The organism is Pseudalkalibacillus hwajinpoensis, assembly GCF_039851965.1.
In the GTDB taxonomy this organism is placed as follows: domain Bacteria; phylum Bacillota; class Bacilli; order Bacillales; family Guptibacillaceae; genus Guptibacillus; species Guptibacillus hwajinpoensis_E.
Genome location: NZ_CP156674.1, coordinates 1,923,910 through 1,949,873, shown reverse-complemented (window position 1 = coordinate 1,949,873; position 25,964 = coordinate 1,923,910). Strand labels below are relative to the sequence as shown.

14 protein-coding genes, 2 tRNA genes, 3 rRNA genes, 3 pseudogenes and 2 riboswitches are annotated in these 25,964 nt (G+C 43.8%); of the genes and pseudogenes, 17 read left to right on the top strand and 5 right to left on the bottom strand.

Features of this window, described 5'->3' with window-relative positions; all coding sequences use genetic code 11:
• Positions 1-19: 19 nt before the first annotated feature.
• The 4 genes and pseudogenes from groL to ABFG93_RS10085 all read left to right on the top strand — a co-directional run bounded on the left by groL (position 20) and on the right by ABFG93_RS10085 (position 3,753).
• Positions 20-1,663, top strand: coding sequence for a chaperonin GroEL (gene groL / locus ABFG93_RS10100; RefSeq protein WP_347552638.1), 1,644 nt, complete (start codon positions 20-22; stop codon positions 1,661-1,663).
• A gap of 152 nt (positions 1,664-1,815) precedes the next feature.
• Positions 1,816-1,947 (top strand): annotated as a pseudogene (locus ABFG93_RS10095) (5-methyltetrahydropteroyltriglutamate--homocysteine S-methyltransferase); the annotation flags it as partial.
• Between the two features lie 539 nt (positions 1,948-2,486).
• Positions 2,487-3,338 (top strand): DegV family protein, encoded by an 852-nt coding sequence (locus ABFG93_RS10090; protein WP_347552637.1) that lies wholly within the window; start codon positions 2,487-2,489, stop codon positions 3,336-3,338.
• Positions 3,339-3,435: 97 nt separating this feature from the next.
• Positions 3,436-3,753, top strand: a complete 318-nt coding sequence (locus ABFG93_RS10085; RefSeq protein ID WP_347552636.1) for a hypothetical protein — start codon at positions 3,436-3,438, stop codon at positions 3,751-3,753.
• 670 nt (positions 3,754-4,423) lie between these two features.
• On the opposite strand, the gene ABFG93_RS10080 is transcribed toward ABFG93_RS10085, so the two are convergent.
• The gene (locus ABFG93_RS10080) at positions 4,424-4,834 is read right to left on the bottom strand and encodes a hypothetical protein (RefSeq protein WP_347552635.1); all 411 of its coding nucleotides are present in this window, start codon (positions 4,832-4,834) and stop codon (positions 4,424-4,426) included.
• Between the two features lie 14 nt (positions 4,835-4,848).
• Between ABFG93_RS10080 and ABFG93_RS10075 the strand changes: the two genes are divergently transcribed.
• Both ABFG93_RS10075 and ABFG93_RS10070 read left to right on the top strand, forming a co-directional pair.
• A complete protein-coding gene (locus ABFG93_RS10075) occupies positions 4,849-5,529 on the top strand; it encodes an MFS transporter (protein WP_347552634.1) in 681 nt (226 codons plus the stop codon).
• A 117-nt stretch (positions 5,530-5,646) separates the two neighbouring features.
• Complete coding sequence (locus tag ABFG93_RS10070; RefSeq protein ID WP_347552633.1) at positions 5,647-7,677, top strand: catalase; 2,031 nt, start codon at positions 5,647-5,649, stop codon at positions 7,675-7,677.
• A gap of 117 nt (positions 7,678-7,794) precedes the next feature.
• On the opposite strand, the gene ABFG93_RS10065 is transcribed toward ABFG93_RS10070, so the two are convergent.
• Together ABFG93_RS10065 and fdhA are read right to left on the bottom strand one after the other, a co-directional pair.
• Positions 7,795-8,148: a DUF488 domain-containing protein gene (locus tag ABFG93_RS10065; protein ID WP_347552632.1), complete on the bottom strand. Its 354-nt coding sequence runs from the start codon at positions 8,146-8,148 to the stop codon at positions 7,795-7,797.
• A gap of 85 nt (positions 8,149-8,233) precedes the next feature.
• Positions 8,234-9,447 (bottom strand): annotated as a pseudogene (gene fdhA / locus ABFG93_RS10060) (formaldehyde dehydrogenase, glutathione-independent).
• A 361-nt stretch (positions 9,448-9,808) separates the two neighbouring features.
• On the opposite strand from fdhA, the gene ABFG93_RS10055 reads away from it, so the two are divergent.
• From ABFG93_RS10055 to ABFG93_RS10035, 5 genes are all read left to right on the top strand, one after another.
• Positions 9,809-10,783, top strand: coding sequence for an AAA family ATPase (locus tag ABFG93_RS10055; protein WP_347552631.1), 975 nt, complete (start codon positions 9,809-9,811; stop codon positions 10,781-10,783).
• A complete protein-coding gene (locus ABFG93_RS10050; protein ID WP_347552630.1) occupies positions 10,780-12,030 on the top strand; it encodes a DUF58 domain-containing protein in 1,251 nt (416 codons plus the stop codon). The genes ABFG93_RS10055 and ABFG93_RS10050 overlap by 4 nt, the downstream gene beginning before the upstream one ends.
• Positions 12,017-14,188: a DUF4129 domain-containing transglutaminase family protein gene (locus tag ABFG93_RS10045; protein WP_347552629.1), complete on the top strand. Its 2,172-nt coding sequence runs from the start codon at positions 12,017-12,019 to the stop codon at positions 14,186-14,188. Before ABFG93_RS10050 ends, ABFG93_RS10045 begins: the two co-directional genes overlap by 14 nt.
• Before the next feature lie 40 nt (positions 14,189-14,228).
• Positions 14,229-14,330: riboswitch (purine riboswitch) on the top strand.
• Between the two features lie 160 nt (positions 14,331-14,490).
• Positions 14,491-16,029, top strand: a complete 1,539-nt coding sequence (gene guaA / locus ABFG93_RS10040) for a glutamine-hydrolyzing GMP synthase (protein WP_347552628.1) — start codon at positions 14,491-14,493, stop codon at positions 16,027-16,029.
• Between the two features lie 84 nt (positions 16,030-16,113).
• Positions 16,114-16,215, top strand: a riboswitch (purine riboswitch).
• A gap of 126 nt (positions 16,216-16,341) precedes the next feature.
• On the top strand, positions 16,342-17,637 hold the full coding sequence (locus ABFG93_RS10035; protein ID WP_347552627.1) for an NCS2 family permease: 1,296 nt from the start codon (positions 16,342-16,344) through the stop codon (positions 17,635-17,637).
• A gap of 56 nt (positions 17,638-17,693) precedes the next feature.
• On the opposite strand, the pseudogene ABFG93_RS23090 reads toward ABFG93_RS10035, so the two are convergent.
• Positions 17,694-17,768 (bottom strand): annotated as a pseudogene (locus ABFG93_RS23090) (IS3 family transposase); the annotation flags it as partial.
• 655 nt (positions 17,769-18,423) lie between these two features.
• Between ABFG93_RS23090 and ABFG93_RS10025 the strand changes: the two are divergent.
• From ABFG93_RS10025 to rrf, 5 genes are all read left to right on the top strand, one after another.
• Positions 18,424-19,974, top strand: a 16S ribosomal RNA gene (locus ABFG93_RS10025).
• A 174-nt stretch (positions 19,975-20,148) separates the two neighbouring features.
• Positions 20,149-20,225, top strand: a tRNA-Ile gene (locus tag ABFG93_RS10020).
• 13 nt (positions 20,226-20,238) lie between these two features.
• Positions 20,239-20,314 (top strand) — tRNA-Ala (locus ABFG93_RS10015).
• A gap of 189 nt (positions 20,315-20,503) precedes the next feature.
• A 23S ribosomal RNA gene (locus ABFG93_RS10010) occupies positions 20,504-23,433 on the top strand.
• A 231-nt stretch (positions 23,434-23,664) separates the two neighbouring features.
• Positions 23,665-23,781 (top strand): 5S ribosomal RNA (gene rrf, locus ABFG93_RS10005).
• Together the 16S, 23S and 5S rRNA genes with 2 tRNA genes alongside form the textbook arrangement of a ribosomal RNA operon.
• 808 nt (positions 23,782-24,589) lie before the next feature.
• Here the strand turns inward: rrf and ABFG93_RS10000 are convergent.
• On the bottom strand, positions 24,590-24,919 hold the full coding sequence (locus ABFG93_RS10000) for a winged helix-turn-helix transcriptional regulator (protein WP_347552626.1): 330 nt from the start codon (positions 24,917-24,919) through the stop codon (positions 24,590-24,592).
• Between the two features lie 181 nt (positions 24,920-25,100).
• On the opposite strand from ABFG93_RS10000, the gene ABFG93_RS09995 reads away from it, so the two are divergent.
• Entirely contained in the window at positions 25,101-25,946 is an 846-nt protein-coding gene (locus ABFG93_RS09995; protein WP_347552625.1) for a VOC family protein, read from the top strand.
• The last annotated feature ends 18 nt before the right edge of the window (positions 25,947-25,964 follow it).

Here is a 25,964-nt window from a genome sequence, read left to right as displayed (position 1 = left end):
ATAAATAGGAGGGTAACAAATGGCAAAAGATATTAAGTTCAGTGAAGAAGCCCGTCGCGCAATGCTTCGCGGTGTTGATTCTCTTGCAAATGCAGTAAAAGTTACACTCGGTCCAAAAGGGCGTAACGTCGTCCTCGAGAAGAAATTCGGATCACCACTAATCACTAATGACGGTGTTACGATCGCGAAGGAAATCGAGCTTGAAGATGCATTCGAAAATATGGGTGCAAAGCTTGTAGCTGAAGTAGCTAGCAAAACGAACGATGTTGCCGGTGATGGTACAACTACTGCAACCGTTCTTGCGCAAGCTATGGTACGCGAAGGTCTTAAGAACGTAGCATCTGGTGCTAACCCAATGGTTATTCGTAAAGGGATTGAGAAAGCAACTAGAGCTGCTGTAGAAGAGCTTAAGAACATTTCGAAGCCAATCGAAGGCAAAGAGTCAATCGCACAGGTTGCGTCTATCTCTGCTGCTGATGAAGAAGTTGGTCAATTGATCGCTGAAGCAATGGAGCGCGTTGGAAACGACGGCGTTATCACTGTTGAAGAATCAAAAGGCTTCGCTACTGAGCTTGAAGTAGTAGAAGGAATGCAATTCGATCGCGGATATGCATCTCCATACATGGTAACAGACTCCGACAAAATGGAAGCTGTTCTTGAAGATCCATATATCCTAATTACTGATAAGAAGATCGCAAGCATCCAGGATGTTCTTCCAGTGCTTGAACAGGTTGTTCAGCAGGGCAAACCACTTCTTATGATTGCTGAAGACGTTGAAGGTGAAGCACTTGCTACACTTGTTGTAAACAAACTTCGCGGAACGTTTAATGCAGTAGCAGTAAAAGCTCCAGGCTTTGGTGACCGTCGTAAAGCAATGCTTGAAGACATTGGTACACTAACTGGTGCAGAAGTCATCACTGAAGACCTTGGTCTTGACCTGAAACAAGCGAACATTACTCAGCTTGGCCGCGCTTCTAAAGTTGTTGTGACGAAAGAAAATACAACAATCGTTGAAGGCTCTGGCGAAACTGATAAAATCGCTGGTCGCGTAAACCAGATCAAAGCTCAGCTTGAAGAAACTACTTCTGAGTTTGATAAAGAGAAGCTTCAGGAACGTCTTGCTAAACTTGCTGGTGGTGTAGCTGTCATCAAGGTTGGTGCGGCAACTGAAACTGAATTAAAAGAGCGTAAGCTTCGCATTGAAGATGCTCTTAACTCAACTCGCGCAGCGGTTGAAGAAGGAATCGTTTCGGGTGGTGGTACAGCTCTAGTGAACGTCGTTAAGGCTGTTCAAGCTGTAGCAGCTGCTGGTGACGAAGCTACTGGCGTTAAGATTGTTCTTCGTGCCCTAGAAGAGCCAATCCGTCAGATCTCTCACAACGCTGGTCTTGAAGGATCTGTTGTGGTTGAGCGCCTTAAAGGCGAGAAAATCGGTATTGGTTTCAACGCCCTTACTGGTGAGTGGGTAAACATGGTTGACGCAGGTATCGTTGACCCAACTAAAGTTACACGTTCTGCACTACAAAATGCAGCATCTGTATCTGCTATGATTCTTACCACTGAAGCAGTTATCGCTGACAAGCCTGAAGAAAACGCAGGCGGCGGTGGCATGCCTGATATGGGCGGCATGGGTGGAATGGGCGGCATGGGCGGCATGATGTAATCATGCTCCCATGACCCTTGAAATCAGGGGTTTTGCTTCACCCATAATGTCAAAATGACATACTGGGCTTAAAACACTATAAATCTAAAGAGCCTCTCATAAGTTCACGGAACTTTTGAGAGGCTTTTTCTTCCATATTTTCAGTGATATGCGCGGTGGAGCAGCTTTGTCTGAGCCCGCAATGCGGCTTTGCGTCTACGGAGGAAGGAAATGATATTACGGAAGAGCAGCAGTGGGAAAAGATCTGTCATGTGTTGAAGATTGCGGATGATGTATGGAAATAACACGTTGAAATGGTTTGCAGGAGGTGTGACCTTTTAGCTTGCTGTGTGTGCTTTGATTCTCTTAGCCGATGTCGTAATTTCAATATAATTCTCTAATTCAGTGTATTAGCTCTTTTTTCTACTACACGAACCGTCCATATTTTTATTAGTTGTTTTTGAGTCATTCAATGGATTGGATTGGTCATGGGGGCGGAGGGGCAGGTTCCTTGTCCCAACCTCGGTCATCCATTATAAAAGCTGAATAACAGAAGGGTCTGATTCCATTTTGGGATCGGGTCTTTTTTATATATCATATTAGTGGTTTTGAGGTGTAGGCAAGAGTGGCGAGTTTTTGGTAGATATGTGTATGGAGGAGATACAAGAGAAGCAGGTTTTTCACAGATCCTCACACCTACAGTAGTAATCAAATCCCCGAAATGTGCACTAAAAGTACGGCAAATAAAAGTTATCACAATGCTAATACGGTTTTCTCATGTATAGTTAAAGCATAATGCAGGAAGAGTGAACGCGGGCCTAAATATAACCAAGGGGGAATTAGAATGCGAAGGATAATCCTATCGACCGAAAGCGGTGCCGACTTACCGGGTGATTTAGCTGAAAAGTACGATGTTCAAGTAGTTCCCATGCACATCATTATGGATGGAAAGGATTATTTAGACGGTTCTTTGCCGGTCCAGGATATTTATGACTATTACAGACGTACGAAGAAAATACCCTCTACTACCTCCACAAATGCTCATGAGTATCAAGCGTTTTTTGCAACTATAAGAGAGAATTTTCCAGATTGCATCATTATCCATATTGGTTATACATCAAAAGCGTCTTCTTCTTTTCAAAATGCTGTCATTGCTGCGGAAGAATTTGAAGACATTTTTCTCATTGATGCTCTGAACGTTACTGGAGGATTAGCTGCGATTGTATTGTATGCCGCTGAGTTATTAGAAAAAGAACCTGGCATTGAACCGGAACGCTTAGTTGAAAAAATAGAGGCAATAGTTCCTAAATCAAGGCTGGCTTTCATCCCAGGCAGCCTGGAGTTTCTTAAAGCGGGAGGACGGGTAAGCAATATGGCTTCTCTGATAGGTGCTCTGTTGAAAATAAAGCCATGCATAGAGTTGAAGGATGGAAAACTTATGTCTACAAAGAAGTACCGCGGGAAAATGAGTGGAGCTACTGAAAAACTCTTGAGTGATTACTTAAATGAATTCAACATCGATAGAGAGCAGCTTTATTTTATCTACTCAATCGGACTCGATGAAAGGATCAAGCAGCGGATGGATGAGGTTGCCAAAGAAAACGGATTCCAAAATATAAGATGGATTCAAGCGGGCGGTATGATTTCGACTCATTCTGGAGCCGGGGGCTTCGGGGTAGCAGGATTAGAGCAATAGCACGGGCTAGACTAGGAGTGAGTGGAGAAAAATCCGAAGCAGCTTTTAATGAATTAGGAAAATACTTAGGGTTTCCCACCGAAAGAACGAATATTTAATGGCTGAATGCAAGAATCAAGTAGATCCTAGTAGAAAGGAAATAAACAAGGATGAAGCCGGGCAAATGAACAATGCTTCTGCTTGGTTTAAAAGGAATTATGGTGATATTAATGTAACCTGTAAATTAATAATATCCAAAAAACAATTTAGTAGTGCTGCAGGATTTAATGATCAGGTGAAAATCATGAGAGAGCGGAATTTAAGAAAGTTAGTTCTTAATGTTAAAAGTTTCTATTCTGAATTCAAAACATCCGATTTTAAAAGTTTATCTGAAAAAAATTCAACAACACATTTATACACATCAACTATCAGTTGAGAATATAACTAAAGAATATTTAGAAGAGCCTAGGCATAGGCAGAGGACCTTCTAATTTTATCCACATTAAATTTAGAAATATTTAACCAAATGATACTCCTGATGGGTTTAAACATAAATTTGATAAAAGAGAAGGCAAACCATTGAGGTACAATGGTTTGCCTTCTTTTAAAATTACATTATTTAAGTCAAATAATATGAGTGAGAGGATCTGTCCTATAACTTAAATAAACACTACCCGTATTCTTTGAGTGCTGGTAATTTAAATGACATACTAGTGGACAGTTTTGATCTTTTCTTTATAGCATCTATGCTAAAGTCGAATCCCATATACATTGTTTTTATTTAAAGAATTAGACTCTATTTATCTTTATTTAGTAAAGCGAATCCACGGGCGGCATGATGTAATATCACCCAAAATCCTTTAATGACAAGGGTTTTGAAGCCTGGAAAGCCTAAAATGACTGGATTTTAAAATTAAGAAGCCCCTCAAAAGTTCTCTGGACTTTTGAGGGGCTTCTTTCATCTGAAGGAAATCTTTAGATTTCTAAAACTATCTAAGAATTGTTAACTAAACCTTTGTCTCTTCTTAAAGATTTTTTGTTTTTTTGGTGCGACTGTTTGTGTACGAGGAGTACGTAACTTGTTAATGCTCCCAGATCAGCGATCATTATCGTAAGCCCCATCGTACAGCAGTCTCCTCTCCAGCTATACCAACAAGAGGGACGGAAAGGTTCCCAAGCAGGTAAGGCATTAAACCTAAAAGGGCAGCAGCGCTTCCTGCCCGGTCTCCGTTCGTTTGCATAGCTAAAGAAAAGCAGGTTGTCGTAACGATACCTACGCAGGAGACTATTATAAAGATTGGAATAACAATAAATGGAAGGGGCGCTTGAAATAAAATCACTACCATCAATAAAAGGCTGGCCGATGTTGAAATAAACAATCCCGTTAAGAGAATTTTATCTTCGGGAATTCTACCAGCAAGTCGTCCTGTAATTTGACTGCCCGCAATAATACCAATCCCATTTAAACCAAATAGAAGACTGAAAACTTGAGGGGAAACACCGTAAATTTGCGACAACAGCGGTTATGCTTTTGATAGGTAGTGTTTTGATTTATTTTATGAAAATTCCTGACAGGGATACGGAAGAGATCTTCAATGAACAAACATTCTGGGAAACGTTTAAGGAAGGTGTTATATATGTAAATGAGTCACGTGTCTTACAAGTAGTGGTACTTACAACGATCTTTATAAATTTGTTTCTTGTTGGTCCGATGTCAATGGGACTCCCTCTATTTGTGAAAAATATTCTAAATGGTAACGCGATGGATTTTAGTTTATTAGAAGCAGGAGTAGCGGTTGGCATGTTAATTGGTTCAGTTATTATTGGGGTACTCAACTTAACGAAAAATCGTGGGAAAATCGCGTTAATTTCTTTGTTTGTATCCGGTCTTGCTTTTGCTCTCTTAAGCTTTACAACAGAACGATGGGTAAGTATTTTTATGCTGATAATTTTTGGAGCCTGTCTTTCGGCCACGAACATTCCTTTTACTTCAGCCATTCAGAGTATGATTGAAGAAAAGGTGCTGGGGCGTGTGATGGGGTTAATCTCTCTTGCTTCTATGGGACTCATTCCTGTTAGTTATGCTATTACTGCTTTTATTCTTTCTTTGGGTATATCAATTCATTATATAATGGCCGGTGGAGCGATTCTAGTGGTGATGTATACCTTCTTCGTTTACGTGAACTTTCAGGAGCTCAGGAATGTTGATTAACAAAGAGAACGTTTCATGAATTACCTAAAAAATACAAAAAATGAAGTTTTATATCTTCTTTGAAGGGAATCGTTCTATATAAGAATTTACATATGTTAAGAATTAGGAGGAAGCGGGATGAGTGAAGACAATAAGAAGAAAGAGCAGTTAGAGAAATACAGTACGGAAGATAAAGGTAAGATGACGACCAATCAAGGGCAGAAGGTTTCTGAAGATGAATTTTCTTTGAAAGCGGGAGAACGCGGGCCAACATTAATGGAAGACTTTCATTTTAGAGAGAAAATGACTCACTTTGATCACGAGCGTATTCCGGAACGTGTCGTGCATGCGAGAGGTTTCTCAGCACATGGTGAATTCGAGGTATATGAATCGATGGAAGAGTACACAGATGCGGAGTTTTTGAAAAATCCTTCACGTAAAACCCCTGTTTTCGTAAGATTTTCAACCGTAGCAGGTTCAAAGGGTTCCGCTGAAACGGTTCGAGATGTAAGAGGATTTGCTACAAGGTTCTACACTGATGAAGGAAACTTTGATCTTGTTGGAAACAATATTCCAGTATTCTTTATTCAAGATGCTATTAAATTTCCTGACCTAATTCACGCTGTGAAACCAGAGCCTCATAATGGAATGCCTCAAGCCGCTTCAGCACATGATACGTTCTGGGATTTCGTTGCAAACAATCAGGAATCGGCACATATGTCCCTGTGGGCGATGTCCGACAGAGCTATTCCAAGAAGCTTCCGTATGATGGAAGGATTTGGAATACACACTTTCCGCTTTGTTAATGCAAAAGGAGAAGCTCACTTCATTAAATTCCATTGGAAGCCTAAGCTCGGTGTTCATTCACTTGTTTGGGATGAAGCTCAGAAGCTCTCTGGGAAAAATGCTGACTTCCACCGTGGAGACTTGTATGAATCGATTGAGAATGGCGATTATCCTGAATGGGAATTAGGGGTTCAAATTATCAAAGAAGATGATGAGTTTATGTTTGATTTTGATATTCTAGACCCAACCAAGATCTGGCCAGAGGAAGATGTGCCTGTAAAAATCATTGGGAAGATGACATTAAATAGAAATGTTGAGAATGTGTTTGCTGAGAATGAGCAGGTTGCCTACCATCCGGGTAACGTTGTAAAAGGAATTGACTTCTCGAATGATCCGTTGCTCCAGGGACGTCTTTTCTCTTATACAGACACTCAAATCAATCGCTTTGGTAGTGCGAATCATCATGAGTTACCAATTAATAAACCTGTCTGTCCATTCCATAACAATCAGCGGGACGGATTTATGCGCCAGACGATTAACAAAGGTCAGGTAAGTTATCATAAAAACTCTCTTGCTGACAATCAGCCTGAACCGGCTACGGAAGAAGAAGGCGGATATGTGCATTATCAGGAGAAAGTAGAAGGACGGAAGGTTCGAGCACGTAGTGAAAGTTTTAAAGATCACTTCTCTCAAGCTGCCCTTTTCTGGAATAGCATGAGTGATGTGGAGAAAGATCATATTATCAATGCGTTCAGCTTCGAACTTGGAAAGGTACAAAGTAAGTCGGTTCAGCAACAAGTGGTTGATATGTTAGCAAATGTGAACCTTCATTTAGCTACATCTGTTGCTCAGAATATTGGAGCGAAAGAACCTGAAAATGGGGGCTCAAATGTGACGAAAACTTCTCCTGCGCTAAGCCAGCTGAATACAACATTCAAACCTGATACGAGAAAAGTCGGCGTTATCGTTGATGATGGCTTTAATGGGGAAGAGCTAATTAAAGTGCTTAATGAGTTTAAAGAACAGGGAATTCAGCCGGAACTTATTAGTGATAAACTCGGTGTGAAGAAAGCGACTGACGGAGCGGAAGCTGAAATTGACCATACATTCTTAACGAGTGAATCTGTTTTATTTGATGCAATTTATGCTGTTGGAGGAAACAAGGAAGATAAAGCATTCTATCAATCAGCTAATTACTTTATCAATGAAGCATTCTCTCATTTTAAACCAATTGGTGGAACGCACGAAGGAATCAAATGGCTTGAGAATAATGGCATGATTGGTCGTCATGGGGTTGTAACAGGGACGGATATGGACGATTTCGTCAAACAGTTTAGCGAAGCAGTGGCAAAGCATAGACACTGGGAACGTGAACTCGTATAAATCTTATATAAATGTGGGGAGAGGTTAGCCTCTCTCTTTTTTTATATCCAAGTGATCGGAAGAGAAAATTAATAAGCCTTTGCCCCATAAATAAAGCAATGGCTTATTAGAATTAAATTATTCCTCAATTATTTCCTTTAAGACAACCGCATGATTGTATTCTTGATCTTTAGCGCCAAGTAGTAGAATAAGCCTATTGTTTGTAGCTATTTTCTTTAATTCTTCAAGTTTTAATTGCCCTTCAGCATTTTCTTTGATCTCTTTTCTATACGCTTTCTTGAATGATTCGAATTTAGCAGGATCATGATTAAACCATTTCCTTAATGAGGAACTTGGGGCAATATCCTTCATCCAGTCATCAAGCCTGGCATTTTCTTTAGAAATACCCCTTGGCCAAATACGGTCAATTAGTATGCGGTGCCCTCCGAGGGTATCGTTTTCTTCGTAAATTCGTCTCAGTATAATAGACACATTCATCACCTTCCGTAATTATATGTAAAACAAAAAATGAGAAAAGGCAACCCTGAATGGCAGGGGTGCCCCTATTATTACCTTATCACTTCAACATACCATTTGGATCAATAACAAACTTCTTCGATACGCCACTATCAAACTCATTATATCCTTGAGGTGCTTCATCAAGACTGATAACGGTTGCATTAACTGCCTTTGCGATATCTGCCTTTCCATTCATGATCGCCATCATCAATTGACGGTGGTATTGCATGACTGGAGTTTGACCTGTCACGAAATGATGAGCTTTGGACCAGCCAAGTCCGAATCTTACTTTAAGAGATCCCTGTTGCGCATCTTTATCAGATGCCCCGGGGTCTTCCGTTACGTATAGTCCAGGAATTCCCATCTTTCCTCCAGCTTCAACGACGTCCATCATTGTATTTAACACGATTGCAGGTTGTTCTTCGTGATCCGTTCCATGACCATATGCTTCAAAGCCAACGGCATCAATGGCACAGTCAACTTCTGGGACACTAGTATTTGCTCAATCAGTTCACCAGGATCGTGGTGTTCTTTTAAATTGATGGTCTCACAACCAAAGCTTCTGGCCTGTGCAAGACGCTCTTCCTTTAAATCTCCAACAATGACAACAGCAGCTCCGAGTAATTGTGCGGAGTGCGCTGCGGCTAGTCCAACTGGCCCTGCCCCAGCAACATAAACTGTCGACCCTGTTGTAACGCCTGCGCTGACAGCGCCGTGGTAACCCGTTGGGAAGATATCAGATAACATCGTTAAATCCAGAATCTTTTCCATTGCTTTATCTTTATCGGGGAACGCTAGCAATTGAAAATCAGCGGATGGAACCATCACATATTCAGATTGGCCGCCGACCCATCCGCCCATGTCAACGTAACCGTACGCAGCGCCTGGGCGCTCCGGGTTCACGTTTTGACAAATGTGCGTATCCTGTCGCTTACACATTTTACATCGACCGCATGCCACGTTGAAGGGAACGGAGACGATATCACCTTCTTTAATAAATTCAACATCTCGTCCTACTTCAATAACTTCTCCTGTGATTTCATGACCGAGTACTAATCCGGAAGGAGCTGTAGTCCGACCTCTCACCATATGTTGATCACTGCCACAAATATTCGTCACAATATTTTTTAAGATAACGCCATGCTCACACTTACGGCCGACATTGCTTTTCGGTACACCTGGACCTTCGCGAAGGACTAAATCCGGATATTGAATATCTTGGACTTCTACGTTTCCAGCTCCAGTATAAACGACACCGCGATTACCTGCCATTTGTGTATCCTCCTTTTATTATCGTGACAAATTCCAATGAGAGACAGTAGAATCTCGTATGTACTCACCTCATTTTAAAAGTTTGAAGATTGAGAATTCTTTTTAGATGTTAGTATCTATTAGACGCATTCCCTTATTTAACTAGATTGAAACGAATTGGAAATTTAATCTAAATTAGATGGCTCATTTTGATTGCAATAATGAGAATAAAGGAAACCCACACTCTTACTAACGTCTGCTTTCATTTTTTTGTTACAATAAGGTTATGAGTATTCAGACATTCCACTTCTATAAAGATAGTATAAAACACCTATATTCAAATATATATTGCCTTGATTAAGGAATATTGGAGGAATCAGCTATGAGTTCACCTTACCAGTTTGATACGTACCAACCAGCTGTTAAACAAGTGATTGAAAATATCGAGCAGGTGATGGTTGGTAAAAGGGATGTTACTGAACTAAGTCTTGTGGCACTGCTTGCTGGAAGTCATGTTCTACTTGAGGATGTTCCTGGAGTTGGTAAAACAATGATGGTTCGAGCCCTCGCTAAATCTGTTGGGGCACGGTTTAATCGTATTCAATTCACCCCGGATTTACTGCCTTCCGATTTAACCGGTGTTTCCATTTTTAATCAAAGTGAGATGAAATTCGAATTTCGAAAAGGGCCGCTACTCGGCAACATTATTTTAGCAGATGAAATTAATCGAACGTCACCGAAAACTCAGTCAGCTCTTCTAGAAGGTATGGAGGAGGGGAACGTAACAGTTGATGGAGAAACGCACGTTCTTCCACAACCGTTTTTTGTAATGGCAACGCAGAATCCGATTGAGTATGAAGGAACATACCCGCTCCCGGAAGCCCAGCTTGATCGTTTTCTGCTAAAGCTAAGGATGGGGTATCCTACACCTGAAGAGGAACTAGAAGTACTGAATCGTACCGAACATGCGCATCCGATTGATTCGATTGGAACTGCACTTGAACTTGAGGATTTATTAGACATGCAAAAACAGGTAAAAGCGGTATACGTTAAAGAGTCTGTTAAACAATACATTATTGATATTGTTAGTCGGACAAGAAACAATACGTCTATTTATCTTGGCGCAAGCCCACGTGGATCACTTTCGTTGATGAAAGCCTGTCAGGCGTATGCATTTATGAGAAACAGGGACTATGTATTGCCAGATGATGTGAAATACCTTGCTCCATACGTATTATCCCACCGGATCATTTTAAAATCTGAGGCGGCTTTTGAAGGTCAGAAGCCTGAGGAGATTATTAAAGAGATTATTCATCGGGTAAGGGTACCTCTTCAGAGGGAAGAGAAAGTGAAATGAGGGACAGGCTTGCGAACAATCGAGTGTTAAAATCCCTCTTTTTAGCACTTCTTTTTCTAACTACATTCTCATATGCAATGTTCCAGGGAGGATTCGTTAGCTGGTTCCTGTTCTATAGCTTTTTACCATTCGCGTTGTATTCGCTTCTTCTGATATTTTATCCTCTCAATGGTTTGAAGATGAAACGAACATTAAGTCATACTGAACTAACTGATGGACAGGAATTGATGGTAACGATTCATGTTGAGCGTAACAATCGTTTTCCACTCTTCTATTTAGTTGTAGAAGACGTTCTTCCTGAACGGCTTATACCTTTTGCGAGAGAGTCATCCTCCCGTTATCAAAAGCGCTCGCTTGCTCTTCTGCTTCCCATGTTTCGAAGAGAATTATCTTTCAGCTATTCGATTAAATCGATTCCACGAGGAGAGTATCATTTTAAGAAGTTGCGCTGTAAAACAGGGGATATGTTTGGATTTGTTCAGCATGAGGAAGCCATCGAGTCGGCTCAAGCAATTTTCGTTCTACCGGCTTATCAGGAGATTTCTTGGTCACCTTACAACCAGCAGCTTTCAGGTACGAGACCTTCGCCAAGAAAAGCAGATCTGGATTATTCGACAGCTGTTAGTATCAGGGATTATGTACCGGGTGACAAGCTATCCTGGATTGATTGGAAAGCAACAGCAAAAGGTTCGAAGCTATTAACGAAACAGTTTGAACAGCAAATCAGCCAGGATTTTATGGTTTTTCTCGATCGCGAGACTGCTCACTATGGGCAAGAAGGATCTCCTTTATTTGAGAAGGCAGTACGTCTGGTTGCTTCAGTAACCAATTCGGCCTTAAGGCAAAACGCTATGATCGGTCTTGTCTCTTCTGGAAAAGATCATTCTGTTTTGACTATAAACGGTGGCAAGGCACAGCGTCGCAGAATTTTTCATCATCTTGCGCGGATAGAAGCAGACAGCAGCGCGCGATTCGATACGATTGTAAAAAAAGAAGCCCATCATTTTCCTGCTGGGACAGGTGTGTTCATGATTAGTGCGTCGCTCGAAAGTGGATTTACGTCGACACTCAAAGAGCTCGTGTCACGAAAGGTGCATGTTGAATTTTTCTATGTAACCGAACATTTAACGTTAGAAGATCAGGCGGAATTGAATAAGCTTACCCAATATGGTGTGAAAGCTCATGCGATAGCAGGGGACGTATTTAATGATGAGATAAAGGCAGGTGGGAAGCGTGCAACAAGTTAATGAAAAAACAGACTGGCTGTTCTCCCTGCTCCTTTATGGTCTTGGTTTTCTATTATTCTGGGAGTGGTTAAGACCACTCACTGTTTTAACCGATACAGGACAGACAGAAATTTTTATTTTGTTTACAGCGTTTGTGTTTCTCCTTTCATATTTCCAATTGCCGTTCTGGTTATCGTTTCCAATTAAAGCAGCTTTGTTAATATATGCCCTACACGCCATGTTTTTTCCGGGACCATTCTTTGATTTTCTCTGGTTTGAATATTTTATCTCAGATGTCTCTCAGAATGTGGGATACCTATTTGATACAAATTGGGAAGGACTTTCAAACGTTTTCCGAACGCTTCTGTTTTTCATTCTCTTATGGCTCATTAGTTATTTAATGCAATACTGGCTCATTCAAACAAGAAGAATCTTTTTATTTCTTCTCGTTACAATTGTCTACATTTCAGTTATTGATACATTTACCGTCTACAATGCCGACAATGCAATTATTCGTATCGTTGTGATTGGTTTTATCTTGCTTGGTTTATTGCAAATCCTTCGAATTCAGGAGCAGGAGGGCGTTACGTTTTCAAAAGGACGTTTCCCTGTATACTGGCTGATGCCTCTCGTTATTATCATTGCGTTTTCATCACTATTTGGCTACATTGCACCAAAGGCTGAGCCGCAGTGGCCAGACCCTGTCCCTTTTTTAAAAAAGACAACTGGTGACGGTGATGGAGCTGGGAATGGAAACGGGATAAGCAAAATTGGCTATGGTGAGGATGACTCGCGTCTTGGTGGTCCATTTGTGATGGATGACACGCCAGTTTTTACAGCTGAAATTAAAGATCGAGGCTACTGGCGCGTTGAAACGAAAGACGTGTATACCGGAAAAGGCTGGGAGGCGTCATCCAATGATCGAAGTCCTTTTGAAGGTCGTACGGAAATCTTATTCGAAGACAGTGTTGAAGTCGAAGCGCTTGATACAAAAATTAGCATGAGTGGAAATGAGAACTTCGATTTCCTTATTCACCCCGGTCAGGTAACTGATATACAGACAGGGGAAGATGTTGAATTTCTAGTAAATCCGCTTACTGGGAAAGTGTTTACACAAAATCTCGGTGAACCTCTGGTGCTTGATAACTATGACCTTGCTTATGAATCTCCTACTTTCTCAGAAAAGCTATTAAGAGACGCGCCGGTCGAGTATCCGAATCAGATACAAGAAAGATATCTTCAATTGCCAGAAACCCTACCAGAAAGAGTTGGCGCTCTTGCTGAAGAAATTACAGGGGATGAAACCAATCCTTACGATAAAGCGCGAGCTATTGAGAATTACTTCGTTGGAAATGGATTCGTTTATGAAACAATGGATGTAGAGGTACCTGGTGAAAATGAGGATTATGTTGATCAGTTTTTATTTGAAAGTAAGCTAGGGTATTGTGATAACTATTCTAGTTCCATGACGGTACTCCTTAGAAGTCTGGGGATTCCGGCACGCTGGGTGAAAGGATTTACGGAAGGTGAGTTCGTCGAGGCGGCTGGAGACTATCGTGAGTATGAAATTACAAACAACAATGCCCACTCATGGGTGGAAGCTTATTTTCCTGGAATTGGCTGGGTGCCATTCGAACCAACGAGAGGATTTTCAGGTCAAGCTGATTTTGTGAATGATTACAATGCCAATGAAGCCTCAAATACAGAAACACCCGACCCGGTTCAGCCTGAAGAAGAACAGGCTCAGCAGCCTGAGCAGGCGATTGACCAGCAGGCATCCTCGTCTGGATCATCATCCTTCTCTTTTGAGTGGACGATCTGGCATACAATTGGACTTGTTCTCTTACTGATGGCTCTCGCTTATCTTGTGTTTATAAATTATAAGAAGTGGCTAAAGCGTATTGTTATATCCCGCTATAGAAAGCGTGACGATGGAAGGGCTCTTTCTGAAGCTTATTTCCGTCTCCTCTGGCTTCTAGAACTTCACGGGATAAAACGTGGAAATGATCAGACGCTCAGGGAATATGCGGTGCAAGTCGATCGAGAGCTTCAGACGCAGGATATGAAGGTCTTAACGAGGAGCTATGAGGAAAATTACTATCGAGGAAAAACAAGCGATACCTCATGGCATGAAATGAGGGAATTGTGGGAAAATTTAATCAAAAAGATGGAATCTTGACCGCTGTATAGACGGTTGATAGAATGAATCCATAGTTTAATCGAGAGTAAGATGTAACCTTCGTATATCCCTGGGAATAAGGCCCAGAAGTCTCTACCGGATCACCGTAAATGATCTGACTATGAAGGCAGATACTCCTAGTAAAAACCAGGATTCTGCCTTTGTACCATGGCAGAGTTCTGGCTTTTTTTATATTTTTATTGGGGTGAAAGCACCAGAAAAGCTGATATGATGCAGGAATCAGTGTTTCGAACCGATTTAAGGAAATACTAGCAGAGACTAAATAGAAGTGAGGGAATTAGATGTTAGAAGAACAGGAATCCATTATTGTCCTCGACTTTGGTGGGCAGTACAATCAGCTAATCGCAAGACGTATTCGTGACCTGGGTGTATTTAGTGAATTGCATCCGAACACCATTACAGCAGAAGAAGTTAAAAAGATTAACCCTAAAGGAATTATTTTCTCAGGTGGACCGAACAGCGTGTACGGCGAAGATGCCCCACGCTGTGACGAAGAAATTTTTGAACTTGGCATTCCCGTTCTTGGCATTTGCTACGGTATGCAGCTTATGACGCATCATTTTGGTGGGGGAGTGGAAGCCGCAAAGCACCGTGAATACGGTAAAGCCTTGCTTAAAGTCGTACATCAATCTCCTCTTTATGAAGGCCTGCCAGAAGAGCAGTCCGTATGGATGAGTCACGGAGATCTTGTAACGGCTCCACCAGAAGGATTTGAGGTAGCTGCTACTAACCCATCTTGCCCAGTTGCTGCAATGAGTGACTCTTCCCGTCACCTTTATGGTGTTCAGTTCCACCCGGAAGTTCGTCATACTGAGCACGGAAACGAACTGTTGAAGAACTTTGTCTATAAAGTGTGTGAATGTGAAGGAAACTGGTCAATGGAAAACTTCATTGATGAGCAAATTGATACAATCCGTGAAGCTGTAGGAAATAAGAAAGTTCTCTGTGCACTAAGCGGAGGTGTTGACTCTTCTGTTGTTGCAGCCCTGATTCATCGAGCAATTGGTGACCAGTTAACATGTATGTTTGTTGATCACGGTCTTCTTCGTAAAGATGAAGCGGATAGTGTTATGAAGACATTTGGTGATGGGTTCGAAATGAACCTGATCAAAATTGATGCGGCAGATCGCTTCCTGACAAAGCTAAAAGGCGTTACAGATCCAGAGAAGAAGCGTAAAATCATCGGGAACGAATTCATCTACGTGTTTGAAGAAGAATCAGAAAAGCTTGAAGACATGTCCTTCCTTGCTCAGGGAACGCTTTATACAGATATCGTTGAAAGTGGAACAGCAACAGCTCAAACGATTAAGTCCCATCACAACGTAGGCGGACTTCCTGAAGACATGAAGCTTGATTTGATCGAACCATTAAATATGCTTTTCAAAGATGAAGTTCGAATAGTTGGTACAGAGCTTGGTCTTCCTGACGAAATTGTGTGGAGACAGCCTTTCCCAGGACCGGGTCTTGGAATCCGTGTGATTGGGGAAGTGACGGAAGAGAAGTTAAAGGTTGTTCGTGAATCCGATGCGATCCTGCGAGAAGAAATTAAAAAAGCAGGACTTGATCGTGAAATTTGGCAGTACTTCACTGCACTTCCTGATTTCCGTAGCGTAGGAGTTATGGGTGATGCGAGAACATATGACTATACAATCGGTGTTCGTGCTGTAACGTCGATTGATGGGATGACATCCGACTGGGCGCGTATTCCATTCGAGATCCTCGAAATCATCTCAACGCGAATTGTAAATGAGGTAGATCATGTTAACCGCGTCGTGTACGACATCACGTCCAAGCCACCTGCAACAATTGAGTGGGAATAAATCCGAACGAAGTTGTTTCATTTTATAGATAATGTTCGTGTTCAGTATTGACTGAGGGTGAATTAGTTGATACACTACAAAAGTAAAAAACGAACGACCATCCATCGTATAACATCGGGAATAAGGCCCGAAAGTCTCTACCAGGCTACCGTAAATAGCCTGACTACGAAGGAAATAGAGGGATCTGTGAAACGACCAGCTCATGAAGCAGGCGGATTGCCATCATCTCTTTTCCTATTAGTCCGCTCCGGGTAGAGAACCCGGGGCTTTTTCTGTTAAACAGGTGGGTGACGGAATAAGGGGGAAATAAAGATGGACCGTTTTTTTCGCTTTAAAGAGCATAATACAACATACAGAAAAGAAACGATTGCAGGGTTAACAACATTTCTATCTATGGCTTACATTCTATTTGTAAACCCGGCTATACTAGCTGACGCTGGAATGGACCAGGGAGCCGTCTTTACAGCAACTGCGCTTGCAGCTGCTCTAGGTACATTAATTATGGGTGTGATTGCAGGGTATCCAATCGCTCTCGCACCGGGAATGGGGCTCAATGCCTTTTTCACGTATTCCGTTGTAACCGTCATGGGTGTGCCTTGGGAAACGGCGCTTGCGGGCGTACTTGTTTCAGGAATTATCTTTATTATTATTACGATTTTTAAAATTAGAGAAATGATTATTAACGCGATTCCAATGGAATTAAAATATGCAGCAGCGAGCGGAATTGGACTTTTTATCGCATTTATCGGTCTTCAGAGTGCTGGGATCGTCCAAAATAACGATTCGACACTTGTTCAGCTGGGAGATCTTCTTGCAGGTCCAACTCTCCTTGCGGTATTTGGCTTGATCGTAACAGTGATCTTAATGGTTCGTAATGTAACTGGTGGCATCTTTTACGGAATGGTTATCACGGCGATCGTCGGGATGATTTTCAACCAGGTTCCACTTCCGAATGGCGTCGTTGGAAGTATTCCGAGTCTTGAGCCAACGTTCGGCGTTGCTTTCGGTCATCTCGGCGACTTGTTTACAATCGATATGCTTGTTGTTGTTCTCACGTTCTTATTTGTTGATTTCTTCGATACAGCAGGTACATTGATTGCTGTTGCCACTCAGGCTGGAATTATGAAAGACAACAAGCTACCACGAGCAGGAAAAGCATTGTTTGCTGATTCCTCAGCAACGGTACTCGGAGCTGTACTTGGTACGTCTACAACTACTGCATACATCGAATCTTCATCAGGTGTAGCTGCTGGTGGACGAACAGGTTTCACTTCCGTTGTTACAGCAGGCTTCTTCCTTCTAGCCTTATTCTTTTCACCGTTATTATCAGTTGTAACAGCATCTGTTACTGCGCCGGTATTAATTATTGTAGGTGTTCTGATGGTTAGTGTACTTGGAAACATTGAATGGAAGCGACTTGAGATTGCGGTTCCTGCATTCTTAACGATTATTGCTATGCCACTTACGTATAGCATAGCGACAGGAATTGCCCTCGGGTTCGTAATGTACCCGATCACAATGGTCGTAAAAGGAGAAGGAAAGAAAATTCACCCGATTATGTATGTATTGTTCTTTGTCTTCATTGCGTATTTCGTGTTCCTAGCATAGTGTTTACTACTAAAACTGCCGAGCAATGAACTGACCCAAAAAGTTAGACATATTATTTAGGCAACCTTGAGGACATGGTTTCGGTATTCTACCGGACTCATGTCCTTTAATTTTTGCTTCATACGAACATTGTTGTATTAACGAATATAGTCATTGTATGAAGTGATCAACATTTTTAAATGTCTTGAGATACAGGAGTTCTGTCTTAATGATGCCAAAGAAGTTCTCGATAACAGACCAAAAGAAAGATGAGATGTTCGAGAAGATTGAGGAGAGACGAGTAGGTTAAACAAACGTTTGATTAAGGAGATAGACAGAGCGGGGCACACGCTCTGTGTTTTTTTATAGTCAGTTCGCTTCATAAATAGATGAGCTGGTATGAATGGTTTAAGCATTAATGGATTAATCATTAACAGTATAGGTATTATTTTGATAATGACCAGTAGTTCCGAATATAAATCCAAAAAAGGTGTTGACCTCAAATAAAGCAACTGATATAGTAGAGAACGTTGTTAAGAAAACAACATCAATCGCATAAAAAAGTGATTGACTACAATTGGGTAATGAGGTATGATTGATAGCGTTGCTGCTTGGTGAAGCGAGCAACACCGGAAAAATCGTTACAAATTAGTTGTTGACTTCAATAGACAAAACATGTTATATTAGTTAAGTCGCTGAAAACGACAAACGAAAGAAATGAATCGATCTTTGAAAACTGAACGAAACGCCATGTAAGTAGTTGTTTCTACGGAAACAAACATTGTTTTAAAAGCTAGATTAAGCTTTCTATCGGAGAGTTTGATCCTGGCTCAGGACGAACGCTGGCGGCGTGCCTAATACATGCAAGTCGAGCGGAGATTTGGGAGCTTGCTCCCAAATCTTAGCGGCGGACGGGTGAGTAACACGTGGGCAACCTGCCCTGCAGACTGGGATAACTCCGGGAAACCGGAGCTAATACCGGGTAATACATCGCACCGCATGGTGTGATGTTGAAAGTTGGCCTCTGGCTAACACTGCAGGATGGGCCCGCGGCGCATTAGCTAGTTGGTAAGGTAATGGCTTACCAAGGCGACGATGCGTAGCCGACCTGAGAGGGTGATCGGCCACACTGGGACTGAGACACGGCCCAGACTCCTACGGGAGGCAGCAGTAGGGAATCTTCCGCAATGGACGAAAGTCTGACGGAGCAACGCCGCGTGAGTGACGAAGGCCTTCGGGTCGTAAAGCTCTGTTGTTAGGGAAGAACAAGTACCGTTCGAATAGGGCGGTACCTTGACGGTACCTAACCAGAAAGCCACGGCTAACTACGTGCCAGCAGCCGCGGTAATACGTAGGTGGCAAGCGTTGTCCGGAATTATTGGGCGTAAAGCGCGCGCAGGCGGTCCTTTAAGTCTGATGTGAAAGCCCACGGCTCAACCGTGGAGGGTCATTGGAAACTGGGGGACTTGAGTGCAGAAGAGGAGAGTGGAATTCCACGTGTAGCGGTGAAATGCGTAGATATGTGGAGGAACACCAGTGGCGAAGGCGGCTCTCTGGTCTGTAACTGACGCTGAGGCGCGAAAGCGTGGGGAGCAAACAGGATTAGATACCCTGGTAGTCCACGCCGTAAACGATGAGTGCTAGGTGTTGGGGGGTTCCACCCTCAGTGCTGAAGTTAACACATTAAGCACTCCGCCTGGGGAGTACGACCGCAAGGTTGAAACTCAAAGGAATTGACGGGGGCCCGCACAAGCAGTGGAGCATGTGGTTTAATTCGAAGCAACGCGAAGAACCTTACCAGGTCTTGACATCCTCTGACAATCCTGGAGACAGGACGTTCCCCTTCGGGGGACAGAGTGACAGGTGGTGCATGGTTGTCGTCAGCTCGTGTCGTGAGATGTTGGGTTAAGTCCCGCAACGAGCGCAACCCTTGATCTTAGTTGCCAGCATTTAGTTGGGCACTCTAAGGTGACTGCCGGTGACAAACCGGAGGAAGGTGGGGATGACGTCAAATCATCATGCCCCTTATGACCTGGGCTACACACGTGCTACAATGGACGGTACAAAGGGCAGCAACACCGCGAGGTGAAGCGAATCCCATAAAGCCGTTCTCAGTTCGGATTGCAGGCTGCAACTCGCCTGCATGAAGCCGGAATTGCTAGTAATCGCGGATCAGCATGCCGCGGTGAATACGTTCCCGGGCCTTGTACACACCGCCCGTCACACCACGAGAGTTTGTAACACCCGAAGTCGGTGGGGTAACCTTTATGGAGCCAGCCGCCGAAGGTGGGACAAATGATTGGGGTGAAGTCGTAACAAGGTAGCCGTATCGGAAGGTGCGGCTGGATCACCTCCTTTCTATGGAGAATTACGAGGTAACATTGGTTACCAACCTTACATGAGCGTTTCGTTTAGTTTTGAAAGAATGATTACATTCTTTCAATTGAAAAGGTAAGTTTTGAAGAAGAGCAAGTCTCTTTTAAAAAACACCTCCGGCTAATGGCTATGTCGGAGTATTTACTTTTCTTTTGTGGGCCTGTAGCTCAGCTGGTTAGAGCGCACGCCTGATAAGCGTGAGGTCGGTGGTTCGAGTCCACTCAGGCCCACCATAAAAGAATTCCCGGGGCCTTAGCTCAGCTGGGAGAGCGCCTGCCTTGCACGCAGGAGGTCAGCGGTTCGATCCCGCTAGGCTCCACCAACTACATCTACTAATGATAACGATGTGAAAGCATCATTACTAATAGTAGCCATGTTCCTTGAAAACTAGATAGCATAAACAACGACATCCAATAATTATTATTTTTTTGCGTTAAATCTTTAGTAGTTAGTCACATCTAACGATGTGCATCGACGAAGTTAGAAGCGTTAAGCGACTAATGTAGTCTAAGGTTAAGCTACTAAGGGCGCACGGTGGATGCCTTGGCACTAGAAGCCTAAGAAGGACGGGACGAACACCGATATGCTTCGGGGAGCTGTAAGTACGCTTTGATCCGGAGATTTCCGAATGGGGGAACCCACCATCCGTAATGGGATGGTATCCATTTCTGAATACATAGGGAATGGAAGGCAGACCCGGGGAACTGAAACATCTCATTACCCGGAGGAAGAGAAAGCAAATGCGATTTCCTGAGTAGCGGCGAGCGAAACGGAATCAGCCCAAACCAGAGGGCTTGCCCTCTGGGGTTGTAGGACGTCTCTTTGGAGTTACAAAGGCACGGATAGACGAAGCGACCTGGAAAGGTCCATCACAGAAGGTAACAATCCTGTAGTCAAAATCCGCTGCCCTCCGAGACGGATCCTGAGTACGGCGGGACACGTGAAACCCCGTCGGAATCTGGGAGGACCATCTCCCAAGGCTAAATACTCTCTAGTGACCGATAGTGAACCAGTACCGTGAGGGAAAGGTGAAAAGCACCCCGGAAGGGGAGTGAAAGAGAACCTGAAACCGTGTGCCTACAACTAGTTGGAGCCCGTTAATGGGTGACAGCGTGCCTTTTGTAGAATGAACCGGCGAGTTACGATCCCGTGCAAGGTTAAGCTGATAAGGCGGAGCCGCAGCGAAAGCGAGTCTGAATAGGGCGACAGAGTACGTGGTTGTAGACCCGAAACCGGGTGATCTACCCATGTCCAGGGTGAAGTTCAGGTAACACTGAATGGAGGCCCGAACCCACGCATGTTGAAAAATGCGGGGATGAGGTGTGGGTAGCGGTGAAATGCCAATCGAACCCGGAGATAGCTGGTTCTCTCCGAAATAGCTTTAGGGCTAGCCTCGCGGCAAGAATCTTGGAGGTAGAGCACTGATTGGACTAGGGGTCCTTACCGGATTACCGAATCCAGTCAAACTCCGAATGCCAACGATTTATCCGCGGGAGTCAGACTGCGAGTGATAAGATCCGTAGTCGAGAGGGAAACAGCCCAGACCACCAGCTAAGGTCCCAAAGTATACGTTAAGTGGAAAAGGATGTGGCGTTGCTTAGACAACCAGGATGTTGGCTTAGAAGCAGCCATCATTTAAAGAGTGCGTAATAGCTCACTGGTCGAGTGACGCTGCGCCGAAAATGTACCGGGGCTAAACGTATCACCGAAGCTGTGGATTGTCTTACGACAATGGTAGGAGAGCGTTCTAAGGGCTGTGAAGTCAGACCGAAAGGACTGGTGGAGCGCTTAGAAGTGAGAATGCCGGTATGAGTAGCGAAAGACAAGTGAGAATCTTGTCCGTCGAAAGCCCAAGGTTTCCTGAGGAAGGCTCGTCCGCTCAGGGTTAGTCGGGACCTAAGCCGAGGCCGAAAGGCGTAGGCGATGGATAACAGGTTGATATTCCTGTACCACCTCCTTTCCGTTTGAACGACGGGGGGACGCAGGAAGATAGGGAGAGCGCGCTGCTGGAAATGCGCGTCCAAGCGATTAGGCTGGTGAATAGGCAAATCCGTTCACCGCGAAGGCTGAGTCGTGATGGCGAGGGAAATTAAGTACCGAAGTCCCTGATTCTACACTGCCAAGAAAAGCCTCTAGTGAGGAAAGAGGTGCCCGTACCGCAAACCGACACAGGTAGGCGAGGAGAGAATCCTAAGACGATCGGGAGAACTCTCGTTAAGGAACTCGGCAAAATGACCCCGTAACTTCGGGAGAAGGGGTGCTTCCTCGGGTGAATAGCCCAGGGGAGCCGCAGTGAAAAGATCCAAGCGACTGTTTAGCAAAAACACAGGTCTCTGCAAAGCCGTAAGGCGAAGTATAGGGGCTGACACCTGCCCGGTGCTGGAAGGTTAAGAGGAGGGGTTATCCCTTACGGGAGAAGCTCTGAATCGAAGCCCCAGTAAACGGCGGCCGTAACTATAACGGTCCTAAGGTAGCGAAATTCCTTGTCGGGTAAGTTCCGACCCGCACGAAAGGTGCAACGACTTGGATACTGTCTCAACGAGAGACCCGGTGAAATTATAGTACCTGTGAAGATGCAGGTTACCCGCGACAGGACGGAAAGACCCCATGGAGCTTTACTGTAGCCTGATATTGGATTTTGGTACAGCTTGTACAGGATAGGTAGGAGCCATAGAAGTCGGACCGCCAGGTTCGATGGAGGCGTCGGTGGGATACTACCCTGGCTGTACTGACATTCTAACCCAGCACCGTGATCCGGTGCGGAGACAGTGTCAGGTGGGCAGTTTGACTGGGGCGGTCGCCTCCTAAAGTGTAACGGAGGCGCCCAAAGGTTCCCTCAGAATGGTTGGAAATCATTCGCAGAGTGTAAAGGCACAAGGGAGCTTGACTGCGAGACCTACAAGTCGAGCAGGGACGAAAGTCGGGCTTAGTGATCCGGTGGTTCCGCATGGAAGGGCCATCGCTCAACGGATAAAAGCTACCCTGGGGATAACAGGCTTATCTCCCCCAAGAGTCCACATCGACGGGGAGGTTTGGCACCTCGATGTCGGCTCATCGCATCCTGGGGCTGAAGTAGGTCCCAAGGGTTGGGCTGTTCGCCCATTAAAGCGGTACGCGAGCTGGGTTCAGAACGTCGTGAGACAGTTCGGTCCCTATCCGTCGCGGGCGCAGGAAATTTGAGAGGAGCTGTCCTTAGTACGAGAGGACCGGGATGGACACACCGCTGGTGTACCAGTTGTTCCGCCAGGAGCATAGCTGGGTAGCTACGTGTGGAAGGGATAAGTGCTGAAAGCATCTAAGCATGAAGCCCCCCTCGAGATGAGATTTCCCACAGCATTAAGCTGGTAAGATCCCTTAGAGATGATGAGGTAGATAGGTTCGGGGTGGAAGCGTGGCAACACGTGGAGCTGACGAATACTAATCGATCGAGGGCTTAACCTAAAACGAAAAGCGAAGTAAGCCGTTTAAATCCGACAAGCGTTGGAAGCTTTTGAGTCAGACGCGCTTTATGCGTCAGGCGAAAAAGGTGAAACGATCGAGGATTTGGTTTACGTAGCTGGACATATTGGAAAACGTTGTACGTGCTATCTAGTTTTCAGGGAATACCTGAAACAAGGAAGTTTGATTAAGGTGCACCACGTCCTGTGGTGAACATTGCTAACATCCTGTTAGTCTAGTGACGATGGCGAAGAGGTCACACCCGTTCCCATGCCGAACACGGAAGTTAAGCTCTTCAGCGCCGATGGTAGTTGGGGGATCTCCCCCTGCAAGAGTAGGACGTCGCTGGGCAACTGAAAGAAAGTCAGAGATCAATAGGGTCTCTGACTTTTTTGTATGGTTTTGTACTCGTTTGATTCTTCATGAATAAGCAAAAAGACATCTTCGAAAGCTACGTAGGGGTGGGAGAAGCAAGAAATTCGAGGAAGCAAGTGATGGCAGACCGGAGTGGATATTCGGGAGATCCATGAGGATCTGTCATCGCGCAGCTGACGAAGAAGTTCGCCGCTTATCGCGCCCCGTGTGAGAACACGGAAGTTAAGCTCGAGCGCCGATGGTAGTTGGGTGATCTCCCCCTGAAAGAGTAGGACGTTGCCAGGCAACTAGAAAAAGTCAGAGATCAATAGGGTCTCTGACTTTTTTGTATGGTTTTGTACTCGTTTGATTCTTCATGAATAAGCAAAAAGACATCTTTGAAAGCTACGTAGGGGTGGGAGAAGCAAGAAATTCGAGGAAGCAAGTGATGACAGACCGGAGTGGATATTTGTCGCGCCCCGATGGTAGTTGGGGGATCTCCCCCTGAAAGAGTAGGATGTCACTGGGCAACTGAAGAAAGTCAGAGATCAAATGGTCTCTGGCTTTTTTGTAGTCTTGCTAAATGCTTTTAACTAAGCCCTCCTCCTCGGGGATAAAATCGAATTTTTTCGGATATTTCGGGGGGGGGGGGGGTACTGCGGATAAACCGCTGAACTTCACTAGGTGGAGGTATCATTCTTTAACCTCATCATAAAAGCGAATCACTCAAATTTAAGAAGAAGCTCTTAAATATAAAAACAAAAGCCGATTGCTCAAACTAAGAGCAGTCGGCTTTTCCTATATTCTATGTTTGATCTGAATCTTCTACTTCTACCCAATCTCCAGCCCAGTTTTCAATCTCATGCAGGACTGGTGCTAGTGCAAGGCCTTTATCGCTTAATGAATACTCAATACGCACTGGCGTTTCAGGGTAGACATTTCGTTTAACGATTCCTTGCTGCTCAAGGTCCTTTAACCTCTCAGATAGAACCCTTCCACTTATTGCGATAGATGATTCAACTGTACAAAATCGTTGAGGGCCTTCTAGGAGTTGATGGATGATCAAGCCTGTCCATCGCTGGCTTAGAAGAGACATTGCTTTTTCAAACTTAGGACAAAGAGACGATTTACTCATAATAACTCACTCCCAATTTCATTATAACTCATCGTTATGTTAAATAAAAAGATTATCTATTAGAAACAAGTGACTTGACGTAGTTTATTTATTATTATATAGTTACTTACATAAAGTAAGTATATAAAAACTTAACATTTAAGCATTTTAATACGTAACAGCAAAGCAAAGGAGCCATGATATGAAATTTCATTCATCCCCAATTCCACATACAGGTGAAATTCAATTATTAGTTAGTGATCTAAAGCGATCTATCACATTCTATAGGAAGGTTATCGGTTTCGGATTACTTCAGGAAACAAAAGAGCTTGCGGTGCTCACTACAGATGGTGTGACCCCTTTGATAACACTGGAACAAACAGAAATGAAGAGGAAATTTCCTTCAGCAGGATTGTATCACTTTGCCCTTCTTGTTCCTAAGAGAAGAGATCTCGCAAATGTGCTGACTCACCTTCTGAGCACAGGCTATCCACTTCAAGGAGCGTCTGATCACGAAGTTAGCGAAGCGATTTATCTTGCCGATCCAGATGGGAATGGAATCGAACTATATGCGGATCGACCATCAGAAGAATGGAACTGGAAGAAAGACAGTGTAGTTATGACGACGGAAGTTCTTGATGCAGAGGGATTAATGAAAGAGGCGGAAGGAAGCCTTGATGGGTTGCCTGCCGGTACTGTTCTGGGACACATTCATCTTCAGGTTTCTGATTTAGAGGAAGCAAAGACATTTTATCAGCAAGGGCTGGGGCTTCAAATTGTAAGTCAAATTGGAAGCCAAGCGTTATTCGCATCGTATGGTGGTTATCACCATCATCTCGGAATGAATACGTGGCAAAGTGCTGGTGCAGAACCATCAAAAGAAGGAAGCATCGGGCTTAAATGGTTTTCACTTATATTTCCAGATGAACAAGAAAGAAGCAAGCGTGTTGAGCAAGTGAAGCAATTCAGCAAGGTATGGAAAGAAGGAAATGAATTTTATACAAAAGATCCTTCAGGGAATATGATTCGAATTAGTTTGGAAAAATAAAAGAAAAGGTGGTTATAA